The 18072-nt window shown below is 68.0% G+C and carries 14 protein-coding genes and 1 pseudogene; 3 read left to right on the forward strand and 12 right to left on the reverse strand.

Annotated elements, in window-relative coordinates; translation table 11 throughout:
• Nucleotides 1-76: 76 nt before the first annotated feature.
• Genes ACFPZI_RS27060 through ACFPZI_RS27070 form a run of 3 tightly spaced genes read right to left on the reverse strand, consistent with a single transcriptional unit; the run spans nucleotide 77 to nucleotide 2694 of the window.
• A complete protein-coding gene (locus ACFPZI_RS27060; protein ID WP_381368031.1) occupies nucleotides 77-910 on the reverse strand; it encodes an SDR family NAD(P)-dependent oxidoreductase in 834 nt (277 codons plus the stop codon).
• 9 nt (nucleotides 911-919) lie between these two features.
• Nucleotides 920-1285: an NIPSNAP family protein gene (locus tag ACFPZI_RS27065; RefSeq protein ID WP_381368034.1), complete on the reverse strand. Its 366-nt coding sequence runs from the start codon at nucleotides 1283-1285 to the stop codon at nucleotides 920-922.
• Nucleotides 1282-2694, reverse strand: coding sequence for an MFS transporter (locus ACFPZI_RS27070; protein ID WP_381368037.1), 1413 nt, complete (start codon nucleotides 2692-2694; stop codon nucleotides 1282-1284). The genes ACFPZI_RS27065 and ACFPZI_RS27070 overlap by 4 nt, the downstream gene beginning before the upstream one ends.
• A 209-nt stretch (nucleotides 2695-2903) precedes the next feature.
• On the opposite strand from ACFPZI_RS27070, the gene ACFPZI_RS37320 reads away from it, so the two are divergent.
• Complete coding sequence (locus ACFPZI_RS37320) at nucleotides 2904-3680, forward strand: IclR family transcriptional regulator (RefSeq protein ID WP_461111491.1); 777 nt, start codon at nucleotides 2904-2906, stop codon at nucleotides 3678-3680.
• A 276-nt stretch (nucleotides 3681-3956) separates the two neighbouring features.
• Here the strand turns inward: ACFPZI_RS37320 and ACFPZI_RS27085 are convergent, their stop codons facing one another.
• From ACFPZI_RS27085 to ACFPZI_RS27110, 6 genes are all read right to left on the reverse strand, one after another.
• Complete coding sequence (locus tag ACFPZI_RS27085; RefSeq protein ID WP_381368040.1) at nucleotides 3957-4562, reverse strand: GPP34 family phosphoprotein; 606 nt, start codon at nucleotides 4560-4562, stop codon at nucleotides 3957-3959.
• Nucleotides 4563-4858: 296 nt separating this feature from the next.
• Nucleotides 4859-5173 (reverse strand): acyl carrier protein, encoded by a 315-nt coding sequence (locus ACFPZI_RS27090; RefSeq protein ID WP_381368043.1) that lies wholly within the window; start codon nucleotides 5171-5173, stop codon nucleotides 4859-4861.
• Nucleotides 5170-6903 carry an acyl-CoA dehydrogenase family protein gene (locus ACFPZI_RS27095; RefSeq protein WP_381368045.1) on the reverse strand — a complete coding sequence of 578 codons (1734 nt, stop codon included), beginning with the start codon at nucleotides 6901-6903 and terminating at the stop codon, nucleotides 5170-5172. Before ACFPZI_RS27095 ends, ACFPZI_RS27090 begins: the two co-directional genes overlap by 4 nt.
• Nucleotides 6900-8612, reverse strand: a complete 1713-nt coding sequence (locus ACFPZI_RS27100) for an acyl-CoA dehydrogenase family protein (protein WP_381368048.1) — start codon at nucleotides 8610-8612, stop codon at nucleotides 6900-6902. Before ACFPZI_RS27100 ends, ACFPZI_RS27095 begins: the two co-directional genes overlap by 4 nt.
• Nucleotides 8609-10393 carry a fatty acyl-AMP ligase gene (locus ACFPZI_RS27105; RefSeq protein WP_381368051.1) on the reverse strand — a complete coding sequence of 595 codons (1785 nt, stop codon included), beginning with the start codon at nucleotides 10391-10393 and terminating at the stop codon, nucleotides 8609-8611. The genes ACFPZI_RS27100 and ACFPZI_RS27105 overlap by 4 nt, the downstream gene beginning before the upstream one ends.
• A gap of 693 nt (nucleotides 10394-11086) precedes the next feature.
• On the reverse strand, nucleotides 11087-11788 hold the full coding sequence (locus ACFPZI_RS27110) for a thioesterase II family protein (protein ID WP_381368054.1): 702 nt from the start codon (nucleotides 11786-11788) through the stop codon (nucleotides 11087-11089).
• Nucleotides 11789-12343: 555 nt separating this feature from the next.
• On the opposite strand from ACFPZI_RS27110, the pseudogene ACFPZI_RS27115 reads away from it, so the two are divergent.
• Nucleotides 12344-12772: pseudogene (locus tag ACFPZI_RS27115) on the forward strand (DedA family protein); the annotation flags it as partial.
• Between the two features lie 51 nt (nucleotides 12773-12823).
• Here the strand turns inward: ACFPZI_RS27115 and ACFPZI_RS27120 are convergent.
• The 3 genes from ACFPZI_RS27120 to ACFPZI_RS27130 form a co-directional block, all read right to left on the reverse strand.
• Nucleotides 12824-13798: an ABC transporter permease gene (locus ACFPZI_RS27120; RefSeq protein ID WP_381368057.1), complete on the reverse strand. Its 975-nt coding sequence runs from the start codon at nucleotides 13796-13798 to the stop codon at nucleotides 12824-12826.
• A gap of 35 nt (nucleotides 13799-13833) precedes the next feature.
• Entirely contained in the window at nucleotides 13834-14817 is a 984-nt protein-coding gene (locus ACFPZI_RS27125; RefSeq protein WP_381368060.1) for an ABC transporter ATP-binding protein, read from the reverse strand.
• Nucleotides 14818-14911: 94 nt separating this feature from the next.
• Complete coding sequence (locus tag ACFPZI_RS27130) at nucleotides 14912-15130, reverse strand: MbtH family protein (RefSeq protein WP_381368107.1); 219 nt, start codon at nucleotides 15128-15130, stop codon at nucleotides 14912-14914.
• 1070 nt (nucleotides 15131-16200) lie between these two features.
• Between ACFPZI_RS27130 and ACFPZI_RS27135 the strand changes: the two genes are divergently transcribed.
• Nucleotides 16201-18072: condensation domain-containing protein (locus ACFPZI_RS27135; protein WP_381368063.1), on the forward strand; the 1872-nt coding region annotated here is incomplete at its 3' end.

Genomic DNA, 18072 nt, shown 5'->3' on the forward strand with positions numbered 1-18072 from the left:
ATGCACCCTTCCGTGTGTGACGACGATCCGGTTGCTGCTGTGCGGGCGGTCCGTGCCGCCCCCGGGACGGGGGAGGTCAGCACGTGACCCATCCGCCGTTGACGTCGATGCTCGCGCCGTTGATGTAGGAGGCCCTGTCACTCACGAGGAACTCCACCGCGTCGGCGACCTCCTCGGGCTGGGCGAACCGCCTCATCGGCACCTGCGAGAGGAGGCGTTCGTCCACCGGGACGTCGCCCATCATCGGGGTCCGCACGAATCCGGGAGCCACTCCGTTGACCCTGATCCGACGTGGTGCGAGCTCGCGCGAGAGACTCGCGGTGAGGTTCTGGAGCGCCGCCTTGCTCGCGCCGTAGGCCGCGGTCGTCGGCAGGAACGGCGGACAGCTGTCGCCCTCCGGACTCCCGGTGCCGAGCTTGGCGGTGATGGACAACAGGTTCACGACACAGGCTGTCCCGTCGGTCGGCATGTGGGGGAACGCCTCCCGGATCAGGAAGAACGGCGCGGTGACGTTGACCGCCATGATCGCGTGCCACTCGCTGTCGGTGAGCTCATGGAAATGGATCTTCGAGCCGTTCCTCTTGGGTGAGATGCCGACGGCGTTGACCAGGGCCCCGATCGGAGCGATCCCCGCCGCGAACTCGGCAAGCTCCCGGTTCACCGAAGAGGACGTCAGATCGCCGCCGAAACCGCGGTGTTCAGCACCGTCGACCCCGGGCAGGGCGCGCGCGGTGGAGTCGGCCGCCGCCCCGTCGATGTCGGCGACGACCACGCCGTAGCCGCGCTCAGCGAGGCGGCGGCTGATCGCGCTGCCGATCCCGCCGGCGCCCCCGGTGACCACGGCGGTCCTCGTCTGTACCGGCGGCCGGCTGTTCCCATGTGCCGCCGCTCGGGAAATGGTGGTGGTCATCGTCCTCTCCTAGTTCTCGTTGAACGCGGTGTGTGGGTCGTCGCTGCTGACGGGCAATGAGCGAATGGGCGAGAACGAGGTCGGGTACATGATCTTGTTCGACATCGTCATGATCATCGGGCGGATGACCGACAGGCACTCCTGCCACTGCTCGTTCCCGGCGAGCCGCGCCCGGCGACTCCTGCGGTCCTCGAGATCGCTGTAGGCCCAGAAGTGGTTCAGCTCGTTCTGGGTGCCGAACTCCGTCACGAAGTAGCCGAGGAAACCTCCGAGTATCGGCTTCTGCGCGGGGAGACCGATGTTCTCGTAGGCCTCGAGGTACTCGCTGAGCTTCGCGCCGGTGTGCAGGACGTACGTACGCTCTTCCACGATCACGGCGCCACTCCGTTCCGGTTCTGTGCGGGCGTGACAGCCACCGGTTCACCTCCGGGCGTTGCCGCGACTGTCTTGTCGAAGTGGTGCCGATCGCCTTCGAGCGTCCTGAAGTCGCTCATCAGCGCCAGGTTCACGAGGGCGGCGACTACGGTGACCACCCAGAAGATCGTGATGCTGATCGTCCTTCCCCCGCTGAGGTCGGTCAGCCAGGAGGCGAGGAAAGGGGCCGGCGCAGCGAAGATCAGGTTCGCGCCGGTCAACGCCAGTGCCGAACCGGTGTAGCGCATCTTGGTGGGGAACGCCTCCGCGAAGAGCGCGCCCTGGCCCGCATTACCGAACTGCGCGCTGACAAGGGCGAACGCGACCATGGCGAGGGTGATCGGGAAGCTCCCCATGTCGACGACCGGGAAGAAGATCAGGGCGGCCACGAGCGTGCCCGCGCAACCGATCATGAGGATCCTTCGGCGCCCGAACACATCGGCGAGCCGACCGCCCCACCAGATGGCGACCACCGACAGGAGATTCGAGATCATGACGATCGTGAAGGTGTCGCTGCGGGTGTGCCCCAGGCCGGTCAGATAACTCAGACCGAAAACGCTGACGACGTAGAAGGTCACCACGATCGGCGAGTAGGCCAGGATCAGCCTCAGGATCGTCCACCCATGAGTGCGGACGACCGCGACGGGACCGGTGCTTCCCGCCGCCTCTTCCTTGGCCCCCTCGGCGAAGACCGGCGTCTCCTCGACCTTGGTACGGATGTAGATGCCAACCGTGACGAGCAGAATGCTCAGGAGGAACGGGACACGCCAGCCCCAGGACAGGAACGCCTGATCGCTGAGAGTGGAGGAAAGGATCACGAGGATCAGGTTGGCGGCGACCTGACTGATCGGTGAGCCCATTCCCATGAGCGCACCGTAGAAGGCCCGCCTGTCGCCCGGCGCGTGCTCCATCGCCATCAACTGGGATCCGGTTGCCTCGCCGCCCAGGGCGAACCCCTGGATGAAACGCATCACGACCAGCAACAGCGGCGCCGCGGCCCCGATATCGGCGTACGGCGGCAGAAGGCCGATGATGAGTGAGGCGACACCCATCGCAATGAACGTCGTCAGCAGGACGTTGCGGCGTCCGATCCGGTCACCGAGATGGCCGAAGACCACGCCACCCAGTGGCCGGGCGAAGAACCCGACACCAAAGGTGGCGAACGATGCGAGCAGTCCCATGGAGGGGTCCAGCTCGTTGAAGAAGAGCGCGGGGAACACGGTGGCGGACATCGCGCCGTACACGGCGAAGTCGAACCACTCCAGGGCGGAACCGAATGTTCCGCTGGTGACCGCCCTTTTGGCTTGCCGCGGAGCTGGGGTCGTGGGGCGCAGGGGGCGTCTGGCCCCGCCGGCGGAGAGCTGACTCATCGCGACTCCTTCGTCACGCGGTTCAAGTGGAGATAGGCGTTGGTGGAGCCGTCCGGGGTGCGTGGGGTTGACCGGTTTGCGTGTCCGACGGGTTCGTGGTGCGGAACGCGTGCGGCACTTCGGTGCGGGAGACGGATGTTGCGTCCCGCTCATGAGTAGGAAACCTAACGACCCTTTGCGCTCAACGCAATAGTTGCTAGCATAATTGCGTGCTAAGCAAAACAGCAGGTCAGGGTAGGGTTGAGTCCGTTCACAGAGCACTGGTGCTGCTCAAACTCATGGCGGAGGAGGGCTCTCTGAGCGTCACCGAAGCCGCTACCGCGCTGGAGGTGAACCCGTCCACGGCGCAGAGGCTGCTCGTCACTCTCGTCGGTGACGGTTTCGCTGTGCAGGGAACCGGGAAACGGTATGCCCCGGGCCCAGAGTTCCTACGTCCCGGCGCACTGCGGAGGATCCCGTCGGTGCGTGAGAGGTTGCGACCGCACTTGGAGCGGCTGTTCGAGCGTGTCGGTGAGACGGTGCATGTCGCGACACTGGTCGGAACGGAGATTCATCACCTCGACGGCATTGAAGCAGCGAACCACGCACTGCGTTTCGGCCTGCGAACCGGAGTCACGCTTCCCGCGCATGAGACCTCGGCGGGCAAAGCCCTGCTCGCGGACCTGCCGGCTGACGACGTCGACGCGCGCTACCACATCGCGCTCTCCGGACCTCGAGGCCGCGAGCTGCGGGTCGATCTCGGCCGTCTCCACGAGGAGTTGGAACGGACCCGGCGCCGGGGAATCGGTACGAACTTCGAAGAGAGCGAGAGCGGGGTCGCTGCGTTCGCGGTGTCGATCGGGCTGATCGACGGGGAACGGACAGCGCTGAGCATCGCCATGCCCATCGCCCGTTGCAGCCGGTCCGACGCCACCGAGTTCGCCGCGCACCTGTTCACCACGGCGAGCGAGGCCCGTAACGATCTTGACCTGGCGGGCCACATGTGACGGCGTATGAGGGGCCGTCGGCCGGCTTCGAGGGCACGGCCGTTCAGCACGGAGGGGCCTCGTCGGCTCTCACCGGCCACCCGGCCCCGCCGCACCGTACCCGGCCCCGCCACACCGTCACAGACCCACGCACTCCACACGTGACAGCGCCGGAAAAGACGGTGCTGCCGTCCCGGGCGGGTCGGCGTTACGCATGGCGCCTGCCCGATTGCCGTCTGTGCCGTCTGTGCGGCGACCAGGGGCGGGGTCAGATGTCCGGCCCCTGCCGAGAAGGCGTCACCCACCTCGCCAGATGTTGTCGAAGGCCGCATCTTCGATCGCTCTGCGCTGTCGTACGGCCTCCAGCTCCATGACAGCATCGTTGACCGCGGCCAGTACGGTGACGACCTGGTCGTCGGCGAGTTCGTCGACCAGGTCGTCGGCGGGCTGTTCCCCGATGCCCGCGGCGGCCGCGAGGCCGGCCAGAACCGGTTCGCGTGACGTCCAGCGATCCGCCGCCCGTCGACGGGCCGCCGAGTCGGCCACAGCCGGCCGCCCCTCCCGGAACGCCCGGTGGGCGTGCGGCCGGGTGACCAGCGTCTCCGCCTCCAGGGCGGCGAGATACGCGGCTGCCAGGTCGCGGCCCCGGCGCCACAGCCAGTCCTCGACGGATTCGTAGGGCACCTGCCGGACGAGTGAGGACGCGGCCTCACGCAGCAGACGGTCATCGATGTGAGGCGGCAGGCCCGGCAGGACGCGGTGGCCGTCCAGGGTGAGGGCCTCGGCGTCAATAAGGTCGATCAGCTCTGCTCCCGCGAGAGTGAGCGACAGGTTGCCTCGTCCCACGGGAGGAGTGGACGGTGTGTCGATGGCGACGATCATCAGGTCCCGCGCTGTGGTCATGAGCGACTCCACATCGGAAGGGGGCGGCGATCCGGCAGCCGGCCGGTCGGCCCGATCTGTCGTTCACAGCCGACACATCGTACGACCGCTGCGGGGCACCGGGCAGCCGGAGCGGCCACGGGCGCGCGGGGGGTCTCTCGGTTGCCCGGCCCGACCTGCTACGAGTCGGTCGGGGAGACTCGTCGAGTGTCAGCGAGCCTCCCCTCGTCCCCCTTACGCGGATTCCCGACCCAGTTCCCCGCCGATCCGGGGCTGATCCCCGGATCGGCGGGGCATACGCGTGGACTCTGACGGTGTCAGCGGACGGCGGTTTCGAGCTCCTCGGCCAGTGCATGCGACAGCTTGCCTATCGTGGGGTGGTCCCAGATCAGCGTCACTTCGACGGGGAGACCGAAGTTGTCCTCGATGTCGGCACACACCGTGGTCGCCGAGATCGAGTCGAGGCCGTAATCGGAGAGCGGCACGTCCGGATCGATCTCTGCCGGATCGCACCTGACGTAGTCGGCCACCGTGCGGGTGAGCCAGTCGCCGAGTTCGGTGGCCGTTCGGGGAGTCTCTGCTGCTTCCATGATGGTCTCCTGGTTCCAGTTGAAGCGGGACGCGCCGGTCACGCCCCGTACAGGCGACGGCCCAGCAGGCCGAAGCTGCGGTTTTCCGTCAATCGCGTCAACATCTGCTCGAACAGGCCGTCCTCCACCGATGGAGAGGCCACAACATGCTGGTTCCAGCCGGTTCGCAGTCGGCTCAGCGCCGCGTGCAGCCAGAGCGGTTCTGCGAGAAACCCGTCGTCACCGCCCCGGTTGTGCCGCCACACCTGCAGGCAGCCGACGGCGACCAGAACGTTGACATAGCGCTCGACAAGGTCGTACGAATCCGCGTCCGCGGTGAAGGTGAGTTCGTGCGGTGCGAGGCCGCCCGCCTTCTTCCGGATCTCCTGGAGTTCGGCGCGCAGGTGGGCCACGTGTTCGCTCACCACCCGATCACCGCCCTCCCCGGCCAGCGCGTCCGAGAGCTCGTCGAGCGATGACGCCAACGGGTCCCTGCCCCGGGAACTGACCGCGAGCGCGTCGAAGGCGGGGGGCGGAAGGTCCGCGTCGATCCGGAACAGAGCGGCGGGTGGGGTGGTCGGCGAGCCGGGGCGGCGGGACAGAATGCCCAGCTGCGGCAGGATCGTCGTCTGGCAGGCGGCGCGCGCGGCATGGCCGAAGCCGGCGGGTTTCAGGTCCCGCAGAAGCTTCTGGAAAATCGCCTGCCGGCCGTCGCGGCGGAAGAACTCCGCGCCCATCACGGAGGCCAGCCGGTCCGTGGCACGGAGCAGAGCCCCCGCGACCGCGTACTTGGCCGCTGCGGAGTAGAGGCTGGACGCCGAGGGCAGCAGATGGATCGCCCTGACCGCCACCAGGCTGAACGCCTCGCAGATCAACAGGTCGGTGAACGCCCCGGTGACGACCGAGCGGACGTGCGGAAGGTCGCCGGCCCTTCTGCCGTACAGCGTGCGGCCCATGACGTGAAGCATGGTGGCGCGCAGGGCGGAGTCGAGGATGCCCGTCATCATCGCAGGCAGCGTGGCCCGGGTGATCTGGAAGGACCTCATGGCTGTCTCCAGCCCCTGCCCCTGTCGCCCGATCAGAGCGCCCGATTCCACAGGGCAGTCGTGGAAGACCGCGCCGCCCAGCTGGACACCACGCATTCCGACGGTCCTGTACCGGGGCAGATAGTCGATGTGCCCGGCCGGAACGTGTGACTTGTCGACGAAGACCTGGGAGTGGTTCCGGCTTCCGTTGCCCGGGCCGGTCCGGGTGAACAGCACCATGGCGTCCGCGCGCCGGATGTTGGTGACGATCTCCTTGCGGCCGTTCAGGGACCAGCCTTTGGCAGTGGGCACGGCGTTCATCTCGGTGCCCGCCATGTCGTTGCCGTGAGCGAGCTCGTGGTAGGCCGCGGCGATCCTGCCGTTCCGCAGCAACAGGTCCGCCACCTGACGGCGCTGCTCGTGGTTCCCGGCGGTCCAGACGTTCACCGACGAGATCAGGGAGCTCGCCCCGTAGCCGAGGCCGAGACTGGGATCGCGCCGGTACACCGCGCGCATGACCTCGACGAGATCGTCGAGCCGGGACAAGAGGCCGCCGTACTCGACCGGAACGAACTCGGCGTTCAGGCGGAAGTCGTCCAGCAGCGCCTCTCCGTCACCGAACATCTCGGCGTGGGCGTCGGCTTCGAGGACCGGTGCGTAGCCGACCGGGTTCCCCTCGTCGTAGGGGTCGCCGAACAGGCGCTCCAGCTCGTCGGCCGAAGAGGTGCTCTGCGGGCTGTCCCCCACCGCGAGCTTCTCGCCGCTCATATGCCCGACAGCAACGTCATGCCGCGTCCTTCCGTGCGTACCAGTTCCTCCACCAGGGCGTCGGTCACATCGGGTTCCCGATCCACGGGCCGGCCCAGTGCCCGCAGGACACGGTTCAGGCATGCCCGGACCCAGCGGGCGTCGGCCCACACCGGCGAACTGTCCCCCATCGCGGCCTCGTTGTGTGACCAAAGGTGAATCGCGCAGGCTCCCGCGAAGCAGAGCTCGTAGCGCCGGGCCAGGTCGAAGTCGGCTGCCGACCCGGCGCCTGCCGCGGGCCGGTGCGTGGCGAGTTGCTCTTGCAGCGCCGCCGTTGCGGCAAGAAGCGTCCCCGCGAGCTGCTCGAGTCCGACGGGCGCCGCGCCCGCGCGGACCAGGGAACGGATCCGCTCGACAGCATCGGGCAGACCTCCCAGTACCGAACAGCCGCCGTGCTGGGCGAGGACGAGTTCCCCGGGATCGAGCGGGTCCAGCGGAACGTCGAGCGTGGCGGCGGCCGCGAGGCCCTTCACGGCGTGGCCACCGCGCGCGCTCGCCCTGGCCAGCAGCGGGAACTGCTTGATGAGCGCATGTCGGTTCACCGCCGTGCTGCCGTCGAATATCGCGGCGATCCGGTGATCACGCTCCAGCTTGGCGAACATGCCCTCCGCGTGGGTGTCGGTGAAGAAGGCGCGTACTCCGAGGATCTCGCCGAGCTCCGCGATCATCGCGTCGCCCGCGCTCGGAACGAACGCCTTGGTCACCGGGGAGACCACGTTCATCTCCGGAGTCAGCGCATGGACGGCACGCCCGGCAAGCATGGACACCGACTCCATGAGCAGCAGGTCCGCGACCGCATCGGCGAGGAGCCGGCGAATGCGGGGAAGTTCCACGAGCAGCTTCCCGTAAAGCCTGCGTTCCTGCACGAACGCGGTGGTGAGCCGCAGCGCGTGGTCGCAGGCGCCGAGTGACAGCCCCGCACACACGGTCCGGGTGAGCTGAAGCGCCTTCAGCACGATCTCCAGACCGGCGCCGTCAGCACCCACCTGGGCGGATGCCGGGACGGCCGCGTCGGTGAATCCGATGCCGCTGATGTCCGCGCCTCGAATGCCGTGCGTCGGGATCTTCGGCAGGTGTGTGTAACCGCCGGGTGAGAGCCGGTCCTTGTCCACCAGGAAAAGGTTGAATCCGCGTGCGTCCCCGGCCTCGCCGGTACGGGCCAGCAGGCAGATCTGATGGGCGCGAGTGGCATTGTTGATCAGCCACTTCTCCCCGTTCAGCGTCCAGCCTTCCGGGGTTCGCTCCGCGGTGACCTCGCCGGCGAGGAGATCCGCGCCATGTCCCCGTTCGGTCAGCGCCCAGGACACCACGTGCCCCTCGCGGACCTGTCGGGCGAGGCGGCCGGCCTGTTCCCGGTCCCCGGCCACCCAGACCGAGACGGCGCCGAGGAGGGTCTTCGCATGGGCGACGGCGACCGTGAGGTCGTGGCGCGCGACGCTGCGGATGAGCCGGATCAGTTCGCTGAAGTCGGTGAGCTTCCCGTCGTACGCGGCGGGCACGTAGTGATCGGCCAGCCCGAACTCGTCGAGGACCCGGCACGCCTCTGCGGGAAAGGCTTCGTCCTGGTCCAGTTCGCGAAGCGCGGCGGGCCAGAAGGGGCCGCCCGGACGCGCCTGCTCGTCCAGCAGCGCCCCGAGCAGGCGGTGCGGCGCCGTCGTCTCGGGACTCATACCGTGGACTCCTCGGCCAGGCGCTGCGCCGATCCGCTCCCGCGGACCTCGGTGCGCTGCCTCGGCATGTGCCAGTGCGTGTGAAGGGGCTTCAGTTCACCGTCCTGGAACAGCGTCCGCATCGTGTCGCGCTGGATCTTGCCGCTCGTCGTACGGCGTACCGTTCCGCGGCGCAGGAGGACGATGCACGACGCGGTCATGCCCATCTCGCGAGCCACAGTCTGCTTCATGTCCCGGGCCAGCGCTTCTAGTTGGTCTGCGCCGATGCCTGCCTTGACCTCGTGGGTCACGATCAGTGACGGGTCGGGACCCGTGTCCGAGAGGGCGAACACGGCACCGACGCAGCCGGTGAGTTCACGGTGAGCGGCGCGCAGCTCCTGCTCGACGTCCTGCGGATAGACGTTTCTTCCGTGCACGGTGATCATTTCCTTGATCCGGCCGGTGACGTACAACTCTCCCTCGTGCAGCGCGCCGAGGTCACCGGTCCGCAGATAGCGGCCCTCCACCCCGTTGATGACGCCGCCGAAGGTCGCATCGGTCGCCGAGGGGTTGTCCCAGTAGCCGGCCGCGACGCTGTCTCCCCGCAACCAGATCTCTCCGACCGCGCCGGCCGGAAGCTGGTTCCCGGTCCGCGGGTCGACGATCCGGAGGTCGACGTCTCCGGGCGCGCCGCAGCTCACCAGGGAACGGTGGGGCCGCTCCGGTGCGGCCTCGGCGATCTTGTGGTCCTCCAGCGACTGGGCGTCGACCGCCGTGATCCGGGCGGAAGGGGTACCGGAGACGTAGACCGTCGACTCGGCGAGGCCGTAGCAGGGAGCCAGGGCCTCGGTCCGGAACCCGGCAGCGGCGAATCGCTCGGCGAAAGCGGTGATGGTGCCGGCGTGGATGGGTTCCGAACCGTTGCCCGCGTAGCGCCAGCACGAGAGGTCGAGCTCGCCGAGCTGCTCGTCGGTGACCCGTCGGCAGCACAGTTCGTAGGCGAAATCGGGAGCCGCCGACCACATGATGTCGAAGTCGTCGATCATCTTCAGCCAGGTGTGCGGTCGCCGGATGAAGGAGGACGGACTCATCAGGACGCACTTGCCGCGCAGGAAGAGGGAGGGCAGCAGCAGCCCTATCAGGCCCATGTCATGGAAATGAGGGATCCAGCCGCCGAAGTTCGTGTGTTCGTCGAGGCCGAAAGCACGGCTCAGCGCGCCGACGTTCCGCAGCAGATTCCCGTGCGTCACCATCACCCCCTTCGGCTCGCCCGTGGAGCCGGAGGTGTACTGGAGCATCGCGAGCGTCTCGTGTCCGAGGCCTGCGGGCGGCGTGAAAGGGCCGGGCTCCTCGGCGGACCAGTCCGTGGGGATGAGGAAGAGGCCGTCCAGGCCCTCCTCGCGCATCCACTCGTCGATCTCCGTGGAGCTCGCCTCGTCGGTGAGCACCGCGACGGCGCCACTGTCGTGGGCGATGCTCAGCACCCGTCTGCGCTCATGGCGGTATCTACCGGGAAGCGGCGCCGGAACGGCGACCATGCCGGCGTAGAGGCAGGCGAGGAAGCCGACGATGAAGTCCGGGCCGAAGGAATGAAGGAGCAGCAACCGGTCGCCCGTGTCGAAGCTCCGGGAGAGGCGCCGCGCCACGGCGGCGGCAGCGCGGTCCAGTTCCCCATAGGTGAGCGGACTCCCGTCGGTCCCCGTCGTGTCGCGCAGGTAGCGAAGCGCCTCGCGGTCCGGTTCCGAACTCGCGTGATGCCGCAGGAGTTCAGGGACACTCCGCGCTTCACTGATGTCGACCATACGAATCCGAGCCTCCAGGTGACGGGAATGAGATTCGACAGAAATCCCTCGCCAGCGGGCGGACAGGGCTTCTCGAGCGGGCCCCGCTGGAAAAGTTCCCCGCGCGAAATCCAGGAGACCCGTCTCATGGCCTGGTGCGCCGGGTGTTCAGAAAATGAGCTATTGGATTACCGAGCGCGCGACGAAAAGCGGGTCGGGCCGAATTCCGGACAGTCCGCGCCAAGGTCGCAAAAAGCTCAGTACAGCCTTTTGGTCCACGTAAGAAGAAGGACTTTTGCCGCGTCAGTCATGCCAGTGAACGGACCTCTCCAGGAGCCACGCAGCATACCTGTCGCCAATATGCCTTGAACGGGCCCTCATTACTTGGAAAAGGACCAGTCGACAGCGGTCGCCGAAAGCGTAGCCAGGCACTCCATGCGATGTCAATGCCTTATTTCAGATAGCCCGGTCGAGTCTTTTTGTCGCATGCCGCGACCGCATGACGACTTGTTGGGTCAATTGCTTCGCGCCTCCTCGTCGCATCCGCCTTCATCACATTCAGGCCGTAGTGGTCGCTGCAAGTGCCGGCGGCCATATCGGGTATGTTCCCGGTGGACCCGTCCCGGGACGGACGGATGATCGCTGAACGGTTCGTGGTCGCCTGCGCCTCGCTGTCGAGTGGGAATCACGGGGCCGGGGATTCGCCCGGCGGGGTCACGAAGCGTGTCGGCCGGCAGGGTGCCGGCCGGGCAGCCAGGGGACCAGGGCGTCGAGGACGCGCCGTTCCTCGGTGAGGTAGAAGTGACCGCCGGGGAACGTCCGGGTGTCGAAGGCGCCGCCTGCGCAGGTGCGCCACCGGCTCAGCTCGTCGGGGCTGACGTCCGGATCGTCGGTACCGCCGAAGACGAGCAGCGGGGCGCGCACGGGCAGGGCCGGCGTCCGTAGATAACGTGAGACGAGCCGGAAGTCCGCGCGGATCGCAGGCAGGACGAGGTCGAGGAGTTCGGGGGTGGCGAGCAGGTCGCCGAAGGAGTCGTCGAGGCGGCGCAGTTCCTCGACGAGGTCGGCGTCGCTCAGCGCGTAGCGGTCCTCCTCCTCGCGGTGGTGCGGAGCGCGTGATCCGGACACGGTCAGCAGGTCGACGACCTGCCCGTGCCGCCGCTCGAGTTCCAGGGTGACCTCGTAGGCCACGGCGGCGCCCATGCTGTGGCCGAACAGCGCGAGCGGTTCGAGGACGAAGGGCTCCAACGCGTCGGCGATGGGCCGGATCAGGTCGTCCATCGTGACGGCGGCCAACTCCGCCAGCCTGTCCTGGCGGCCGGGGTACTGCACCGCGAGCACCTCGACGTCATCGGGCAGGGCCGCAGGCCAGGACCGGTAGGCGTGAGCGGTGCCACCCGCGTGCGGCGCGCACACCAGTCGGCACCGCGGCCGGGCCACCCGGTTGCAGGCCCTGAGCCACGAAGATTGCCTGCGCATATTCGGAGCGGTCACTTTCCTTGCCTCCCGTTGCACCTATTACCAAGCATGTGAACGAAACTGTCCGGCAGCCATGAGCAAATTCCGCGCCGTCCAGCTGTCGTGCCTTTCACAGTGCGTTCCTTCTCGTTCTGCCGACCGGTTTCGTTGTCGGCGAGCAATTGATCCGCCCGGGTCTTTCGGACGGCGCGGGGCCGAACCGCCCGGCAGTGCGACGATTTGTCCACACGCGCCGATCCGTATCCGATTCGGCAGGGGGAGCCGGCTTCGCCCCATGGGGTTGCCCGTTCGGGGTACCGGCTTTTGCGGAACTTCCCGAAGTCCGGTCGGAGACCTGCATGTCGGAATTCTCCGCGGAGCGCCGTGCGCCGGGAGCGGACCGCACACGAGCGCCGATGCGACCGCCGAGGCGTTTCAGGAATTTCTGTTACGGTCGGGCACGCCCGTGCCGTCACATCCGGCGGGCGCATTCGATGGGGGTGCATGCAAGCGATGTCCTGGCTGAAGGATTTTCTGGAGGTGTCGTCCTCCGCCCCGCTTCCGGTCACATTGGCCTTGTCCGGGGCGTTCGCCGCCGCGGAGTCGGGTCTCGGCATAGGGATCGCCGTCCCGGGTGAGACGGTCGTACTCGTGCTCGCGGCGTCGCTGGACAGCCCGGCGGCGCTCATAGGTCTTTTCGTGACCGTGACGTTCGCCAGTAGCGCCGGCGACCATGTCGGCTACGTCCTCGGCAGGCGGTACGGAGACCGGCTGCGTGACCTCCCCGTGGTGCGCAGGATGAGCACGGACCACTGGGACCGGGCCATGAGGTCGTTCAACCGGTACGGTGCGTGGTCCGTCTTCCTGACCAGGCTCCTGCCCGTCGTACGTACGCTCACCCCGGCGACAGCGGGGGCGGCCGGTGTCCGTTACAGCAGGTTCCTTCCGGCGTCACTGGCGGGAGCGGCCTTGTGGTCGACGCTCTACGTGGTGTCAGGAGCGCTGGTTCGCGCTTCTGTCGACGAGATCGGCGCGGTCATCAGCCGGGTCGGCTGGGGGGTGTTGGTCTGCCTGGTCACGGTCACCGGCCTGCTCCTTCTCTTCCGCCGACGACGGAGTGCCGCGCGATCGCCGGAATAGGGGTCTTCTCGTTTCGTTCGGAGGACGCCTGAATCCGCGGAGCGCGATCAGGCACATCAGCGCGCTGAGAGCGGCACCGCTGAGCAGCGCACCGATGATCGAGTCTCCCGCCTCCCAACCGAGTGCGAGGTTCCGCGACGCATCGACGGCGTAGGTCAGCGGGTTCACCACGGCGATGAGGCGTACCCAGCCGGGCAGCGCCTCGAGTGGCACGAAGGCGCTGGAGGCGAACATCAGCGGGGACAACACGAAGAAGCCGATGCTCCCCAGCACCTCGACGCTCCGCAGCCACGCGGCCAGCGCCAGGAAGACCCAGACCAACGACCAGCACACGAACACCGACAGCAGGAACGCCGCCGCCATCCCCCAGAAGCCGCCGGCCGGGGCGAAGCCGAGTCCGAAGCAGGCGCACAGCAACAGCGCCATCAGCTGGATCGCCACCCGGGCGAGATCGCCCACCGAACGCGCGATGAGCACGTACAGGGGACGCACGGGCAGGAAGCGGAAGCGCTGCTCGATGCCGGACTCGGCATCCCGGACGAATCCGACACCCGCGACCTGGGCCGTGCCGATCCCCGTCGTGATGAGCAGCGCCGGCACCAGGTATTCGGTGTAGCTGATGCCGTCGGGGAACAGGTCGGGGTTCGCCATCCGGCCGAATATCTGCGTGAAGAGCAGCAGCATGACGAGCGGCTGCACGATCGACAGTGCCACGATGCGCACGTCGCCGCAGATCACCCGGAGTTGCCGTGCGGCCAACGTCCACAGTTGGGCCAGCTCGCGCGGCTGTGCCGTAGCCGGGGAGAACCGGCCGCCGTGCTCGCTCATGAGGCGTTCGTTTCCTGGTCGTACCCGTACCCGTGTCATGACACACCCACCGGCGTGTGCGGTGAGGAGCCCGATTCCGTCGCTGTCGCCGAGGCCGCCGAGGTCAGCGCGAGGTACACGTCGTCCAGCGTTGGTTCCGACAGCGCCAGGCCGTCGATCGGAACCTCCGCGGCGACCAGGATCTGCACCATTCGCGCCAGCTCGGCCGAGGCGTCCACGCCGATCACCAGGGTCGGGCCCTGCTGTTCGACCGTGGGCGGGTACCCGTGTTGCCGTAGCGCCGAGGCCGCCCGTGCGAGCCTGTCCCGTTCGACCGAGACGTGCACCGAACGACGACCCGTTTCCGCCTTGAGCTCGGCCGTGGTGCCGGAGGCCACGACCCTTCCCTTGCTGAGCACGGTGATCCGGTCCGCCAACCGGTCGGCCTCGTTGAGGTCCTGGGTGGTGAGCAGTACGGCGGTGCCCTGCCGCACCAGGCCCTCCACGATCTCCCACAGGTTGACGCGGCTCACCGGGTCGAGCCCGGTGGTCGGCTCGTCGAGGAAGAGCACGACGGGGTCGGCCACGAGGCTCATGGCCAGGTCGAGGCGGCGGCGCATGCCGCCGGAGTAGGTACTGGCCGGTCGGTTCGCGCCGGCTGTGAGGTCGAACGCCTCGATGAGCTGCGTCGCCCTGTTCCGTGCCGCCTTCGGCCGCGCGCCCAGCAAGCGCGCGACCAACACCAGGTTCGCCGTACCCGAAAGCCGGTTGTCCACGGCCGTGTGCTGTGCGGTCACACCGATCCGTCTGCGGATCTCCGCGCCCTGCGTCCTGACGTCGAACCCCGCGACGGTCGCACTTCCCGCGGAGGGTTGTGACAGCGTCGAGAGAATGTGGACCAGGGTCGTCTTCCCCGCACCGTTGTGTCCGAGCAGGCCGAGGACCGCCCCGGCGCGCGCTTCGATGTCCACGGCGTCGAGCGCCGTCACCTCACCGAACCTCTTGCTGAGGCCCCGCGTGCTGATCGTCACCTCGCTCACGGCCGGGTCCTTCCGGCTCGCGCGCGCTCCCGACGGAGCCCCGGCGCCCGCGCCGACTCGCTGAAGCCGCCGCGGGCCGGACGTGCACCCGCGCTCACGCGTTCTGCTGACTCATCGCGTCGATCAGACTCTTGGGCCGCATGTCGGTCCAGTTCTTCTCGACGTACTCGAGGCACGCCTCGCGCGTGCCCTCCTGATGAACAATCGTCCAACCGTTGGGGACATCGACGAAGGAGGGCCACAGGGAGTGCTGCCCTTCATCGTTGGCCAGGACCAGAAAACGACCGTTTTCATCATCGAACGGATTACTCACAGAAGTGCCTTCCGTTAACGCCTGGCGACGCATCGGATTTCCCCGATGAGTCGCGGACTGCCCGTAATTACGATGGTGCGGGTTCACTTCTACACTGCCGGCTTCGGCAGTCGGAAAAGTGGGTCGTGGATGTGCAGCAACGCAAATTACCTGGCCTGTTGCCGGTAGTCAACACTCACTCGGGACGCCGACTTGCCAGCCGGAAATAGGGGTTGACACATGGTCGACGATCATGGGTCAACCCCATCTCAGGCTGCCAACTTGCGGGCTGGGGTAGGGGTTGACATGTGATCATCAATTTGACTAACCTCCGATCCGGCAGTTATTTCGAGTATTCCGTTAAAGGCTCATGAGTGCTCGAGTCTGAATCGTCAAATTCAAGTCCGGTTTTTTCGGTCATCTTGTGGTGCATGGGAGATGGCAATGCGTGGACTGTTTCTGTGAGGCGGAGGACCGGAGGAATGGAAAGGGTCAGTGATGCGCGGAGATCAACCGAATCTCTGCGCCACCGCGCGTCCGCGGGACCGGTGCGCGACATGTTCCTCCATCCTCACGCCAGTTCCTCGCTGGAATACAGGACGTCCACTGATCACGACCTGAGCCGCGCTGTCGCCGTGTCACTGCGGTTACCGAAGAACTCCAGGGCGGGCGGCAGTCACCTGCTTCTCCACCCGGATCCGTGGCCGGACTCCCGGCCTGCCCTCATGCCGGGACGACCGCCGCTCCGGCACCGTTCCCCGTCCGCTTCGCCCCGCCGGATTCCGCGCCGGGACGCTTGAGGAGCACGAGGTCACCGAGATGCCACCCCGGCGGCCCGAGCGGGCTCCGGTGAGCTGCGATCCGCCCGGCGGGATCCGGCTGCGCGGCGACAGTGTCGCCGCCGTGTTTCCCGTCCTGGGCTCGTGCCACGGCCCAGGACTGATCATGACCCACGAGCTCGGGAAGCGTCCCGGCGAAGACGGGCTGAGCAGGGATCCCCGCCCCGGTCCGTCGAGGTCCGTCAAGCCGATGTCCGTGTCGGGTGCCGGCCGGTAAGGCCTGCGTCGGCACAGCAACGTTTGGAGTGTGTGATGGCTGAAGGGCATTCGATGCGTCGTGGTGTGCTGGCCGCGCAGCGTGAGGTGTGGGTGGCACAGCAACTGCAACCGCTCAGCCCTCGGTTCAACTGCGGCGTCTTCCTGGACATCGGCGAGGCCCTCGACGCCGCCGTTCTCCACCGCGCGGTGGCTCGGGCCCTGGACGAGACGGAGGCGCTGCGTGCGCGGTTCGTCGAACAGGACGGCGAGATCACCCAGATCATTCAGCCGGCACCCGCCGATTCCGTGACGACGGTCGACGTGCGCGACGCGGGCGACCCGGTCGCTGCGGCACGGCAGTGGATGGACGCGGACCTGGCCGAGCCGGTGGACCTGCGGCGCGACCGAAGCTATCGGCACGTGCTGTTCCGAGTCGGCGAGCGGCGGTCCTTCCTCTATTTCCGTTACCACCACATCACGCTCGACGGTTTCGGACAGACCCTGTACCTGAGCCGGGTGGCCGACCTCTACACGGCTCTGGCCGCCGCTGTCGAGCCGGGCGGCAGCCCGTTCGGTGGCCTGGACCGCCTGCTGGACGAGGAACGGCACTACGAGGACTCCGACAGATTCACCGAGGACCGGTCGTACTGGCGAAACGCCGCCCGGTTCCTCGCCGAGGGGCAGGGAGGTGGTGCGGCGGCGGCCTCCGACCAGGTGCTCCGGGACACGGTGCGGCTGCCGCGGGAACTTGCCGACGCGGTGTGCGCGTACGCGCGGGCACACGGCTCGCGCTGGAGCGTGGTGATGCTGAGCGTCGTGGCGGCCTGTGCCCAGCGGCGGCAGGGCGATGACGCACTCGTGATCGACCTGCCACTGATCGCTCGCACGACCCGGGCCGCGCTGACGACGCCCGGCATGATGTCGAACGTGCTGCCGCTGCGGCTGGCGGTGGAACGCGACACGGACCTGCCCGCCCTCATGGAACAGGTGTCCCGGGGACTGGCGCCGACGCTCCGGCACCAGCGGTTCCGCGGCGAGGAGCTGTACCGCGAGCTCGGCGTGGGCGGCGCGCGGGGGCACCTGTCCGTGAACCTGATGCCGTTCGACCACCAAGTGCGGTTCGGCACCACGCCGGCGATCCTGCACCAGCTGGCGAACGGCCAGGTGCACGACGTGGCGATCGACGTGTACGGCACCCCCGACAAGGGCGGCGACCTCTACGTGACCGTGCACGCCAACGCCCGGACGCACACCGCCGAGGACGTCCGGCAGTGGCAGCAGGGGCTGCGCCGCATGCTCGTCCAGCTCTTCGAGGTACCGGGGCGGACGCTCGGCGAGGTCGAGCTGCTCGACGAGGGCACCCGCCACCAGGTGGTGGTGGAGTGGAACGACACCGCCGCGAAGCTGCCCGACGGAACGGCCCTCGACTGGTTCGAGGACCAGGCGGCCGCGAACGGCCACGCCATGGCGGTGGCCGATGGGTCCACCGCGCTGCGGTACGACGAGCTGAACGCCCGGGCGAACCGGCTGGCGCGCGTACTGATCGACCGGGGCGTCGGTGCCGAGGACTTCGTCGCCGTCTTGCTGCCGCGTTCCGCGGAGCTGCTGGTCGCGCTGCTGGCGGTGTGGAAGGCCGGCGCGGCGTACGTGCCGATCGATCCGGAGTATCCGGCCGAGCGCATCGCGCACATCCTCGACGACGCACGGCCGGCCGTGACCCTCACCTGCGCCGATCTGGTGGACCGGATGCCGGGGAACGCGCCTTCGGTGGAGCTGGACTCGCCCGCCCTCGAGGCCGAGTGCCAGGCCCGCGAGGCGGGGAACATCACCGCCGGTGAGCAGTTGCGCCCGCTGCCGCCGGAACGTGCGGCCTATGTGATCTACACCTCGGGGTCGACGGGCCGGCCGAAGGGGGTGGTGGTGGAG

It is taken from the genome of Streptomyces chlorus (assembly GCF_042655885.1).
In the GTDB taxonomy this organism is placed as follows: Bacteria; Actinomycetota; Actinomycetes; order Streptomycetales; family Streptomycetaceae; genus Streptomyces; species Streptomyces chlorus.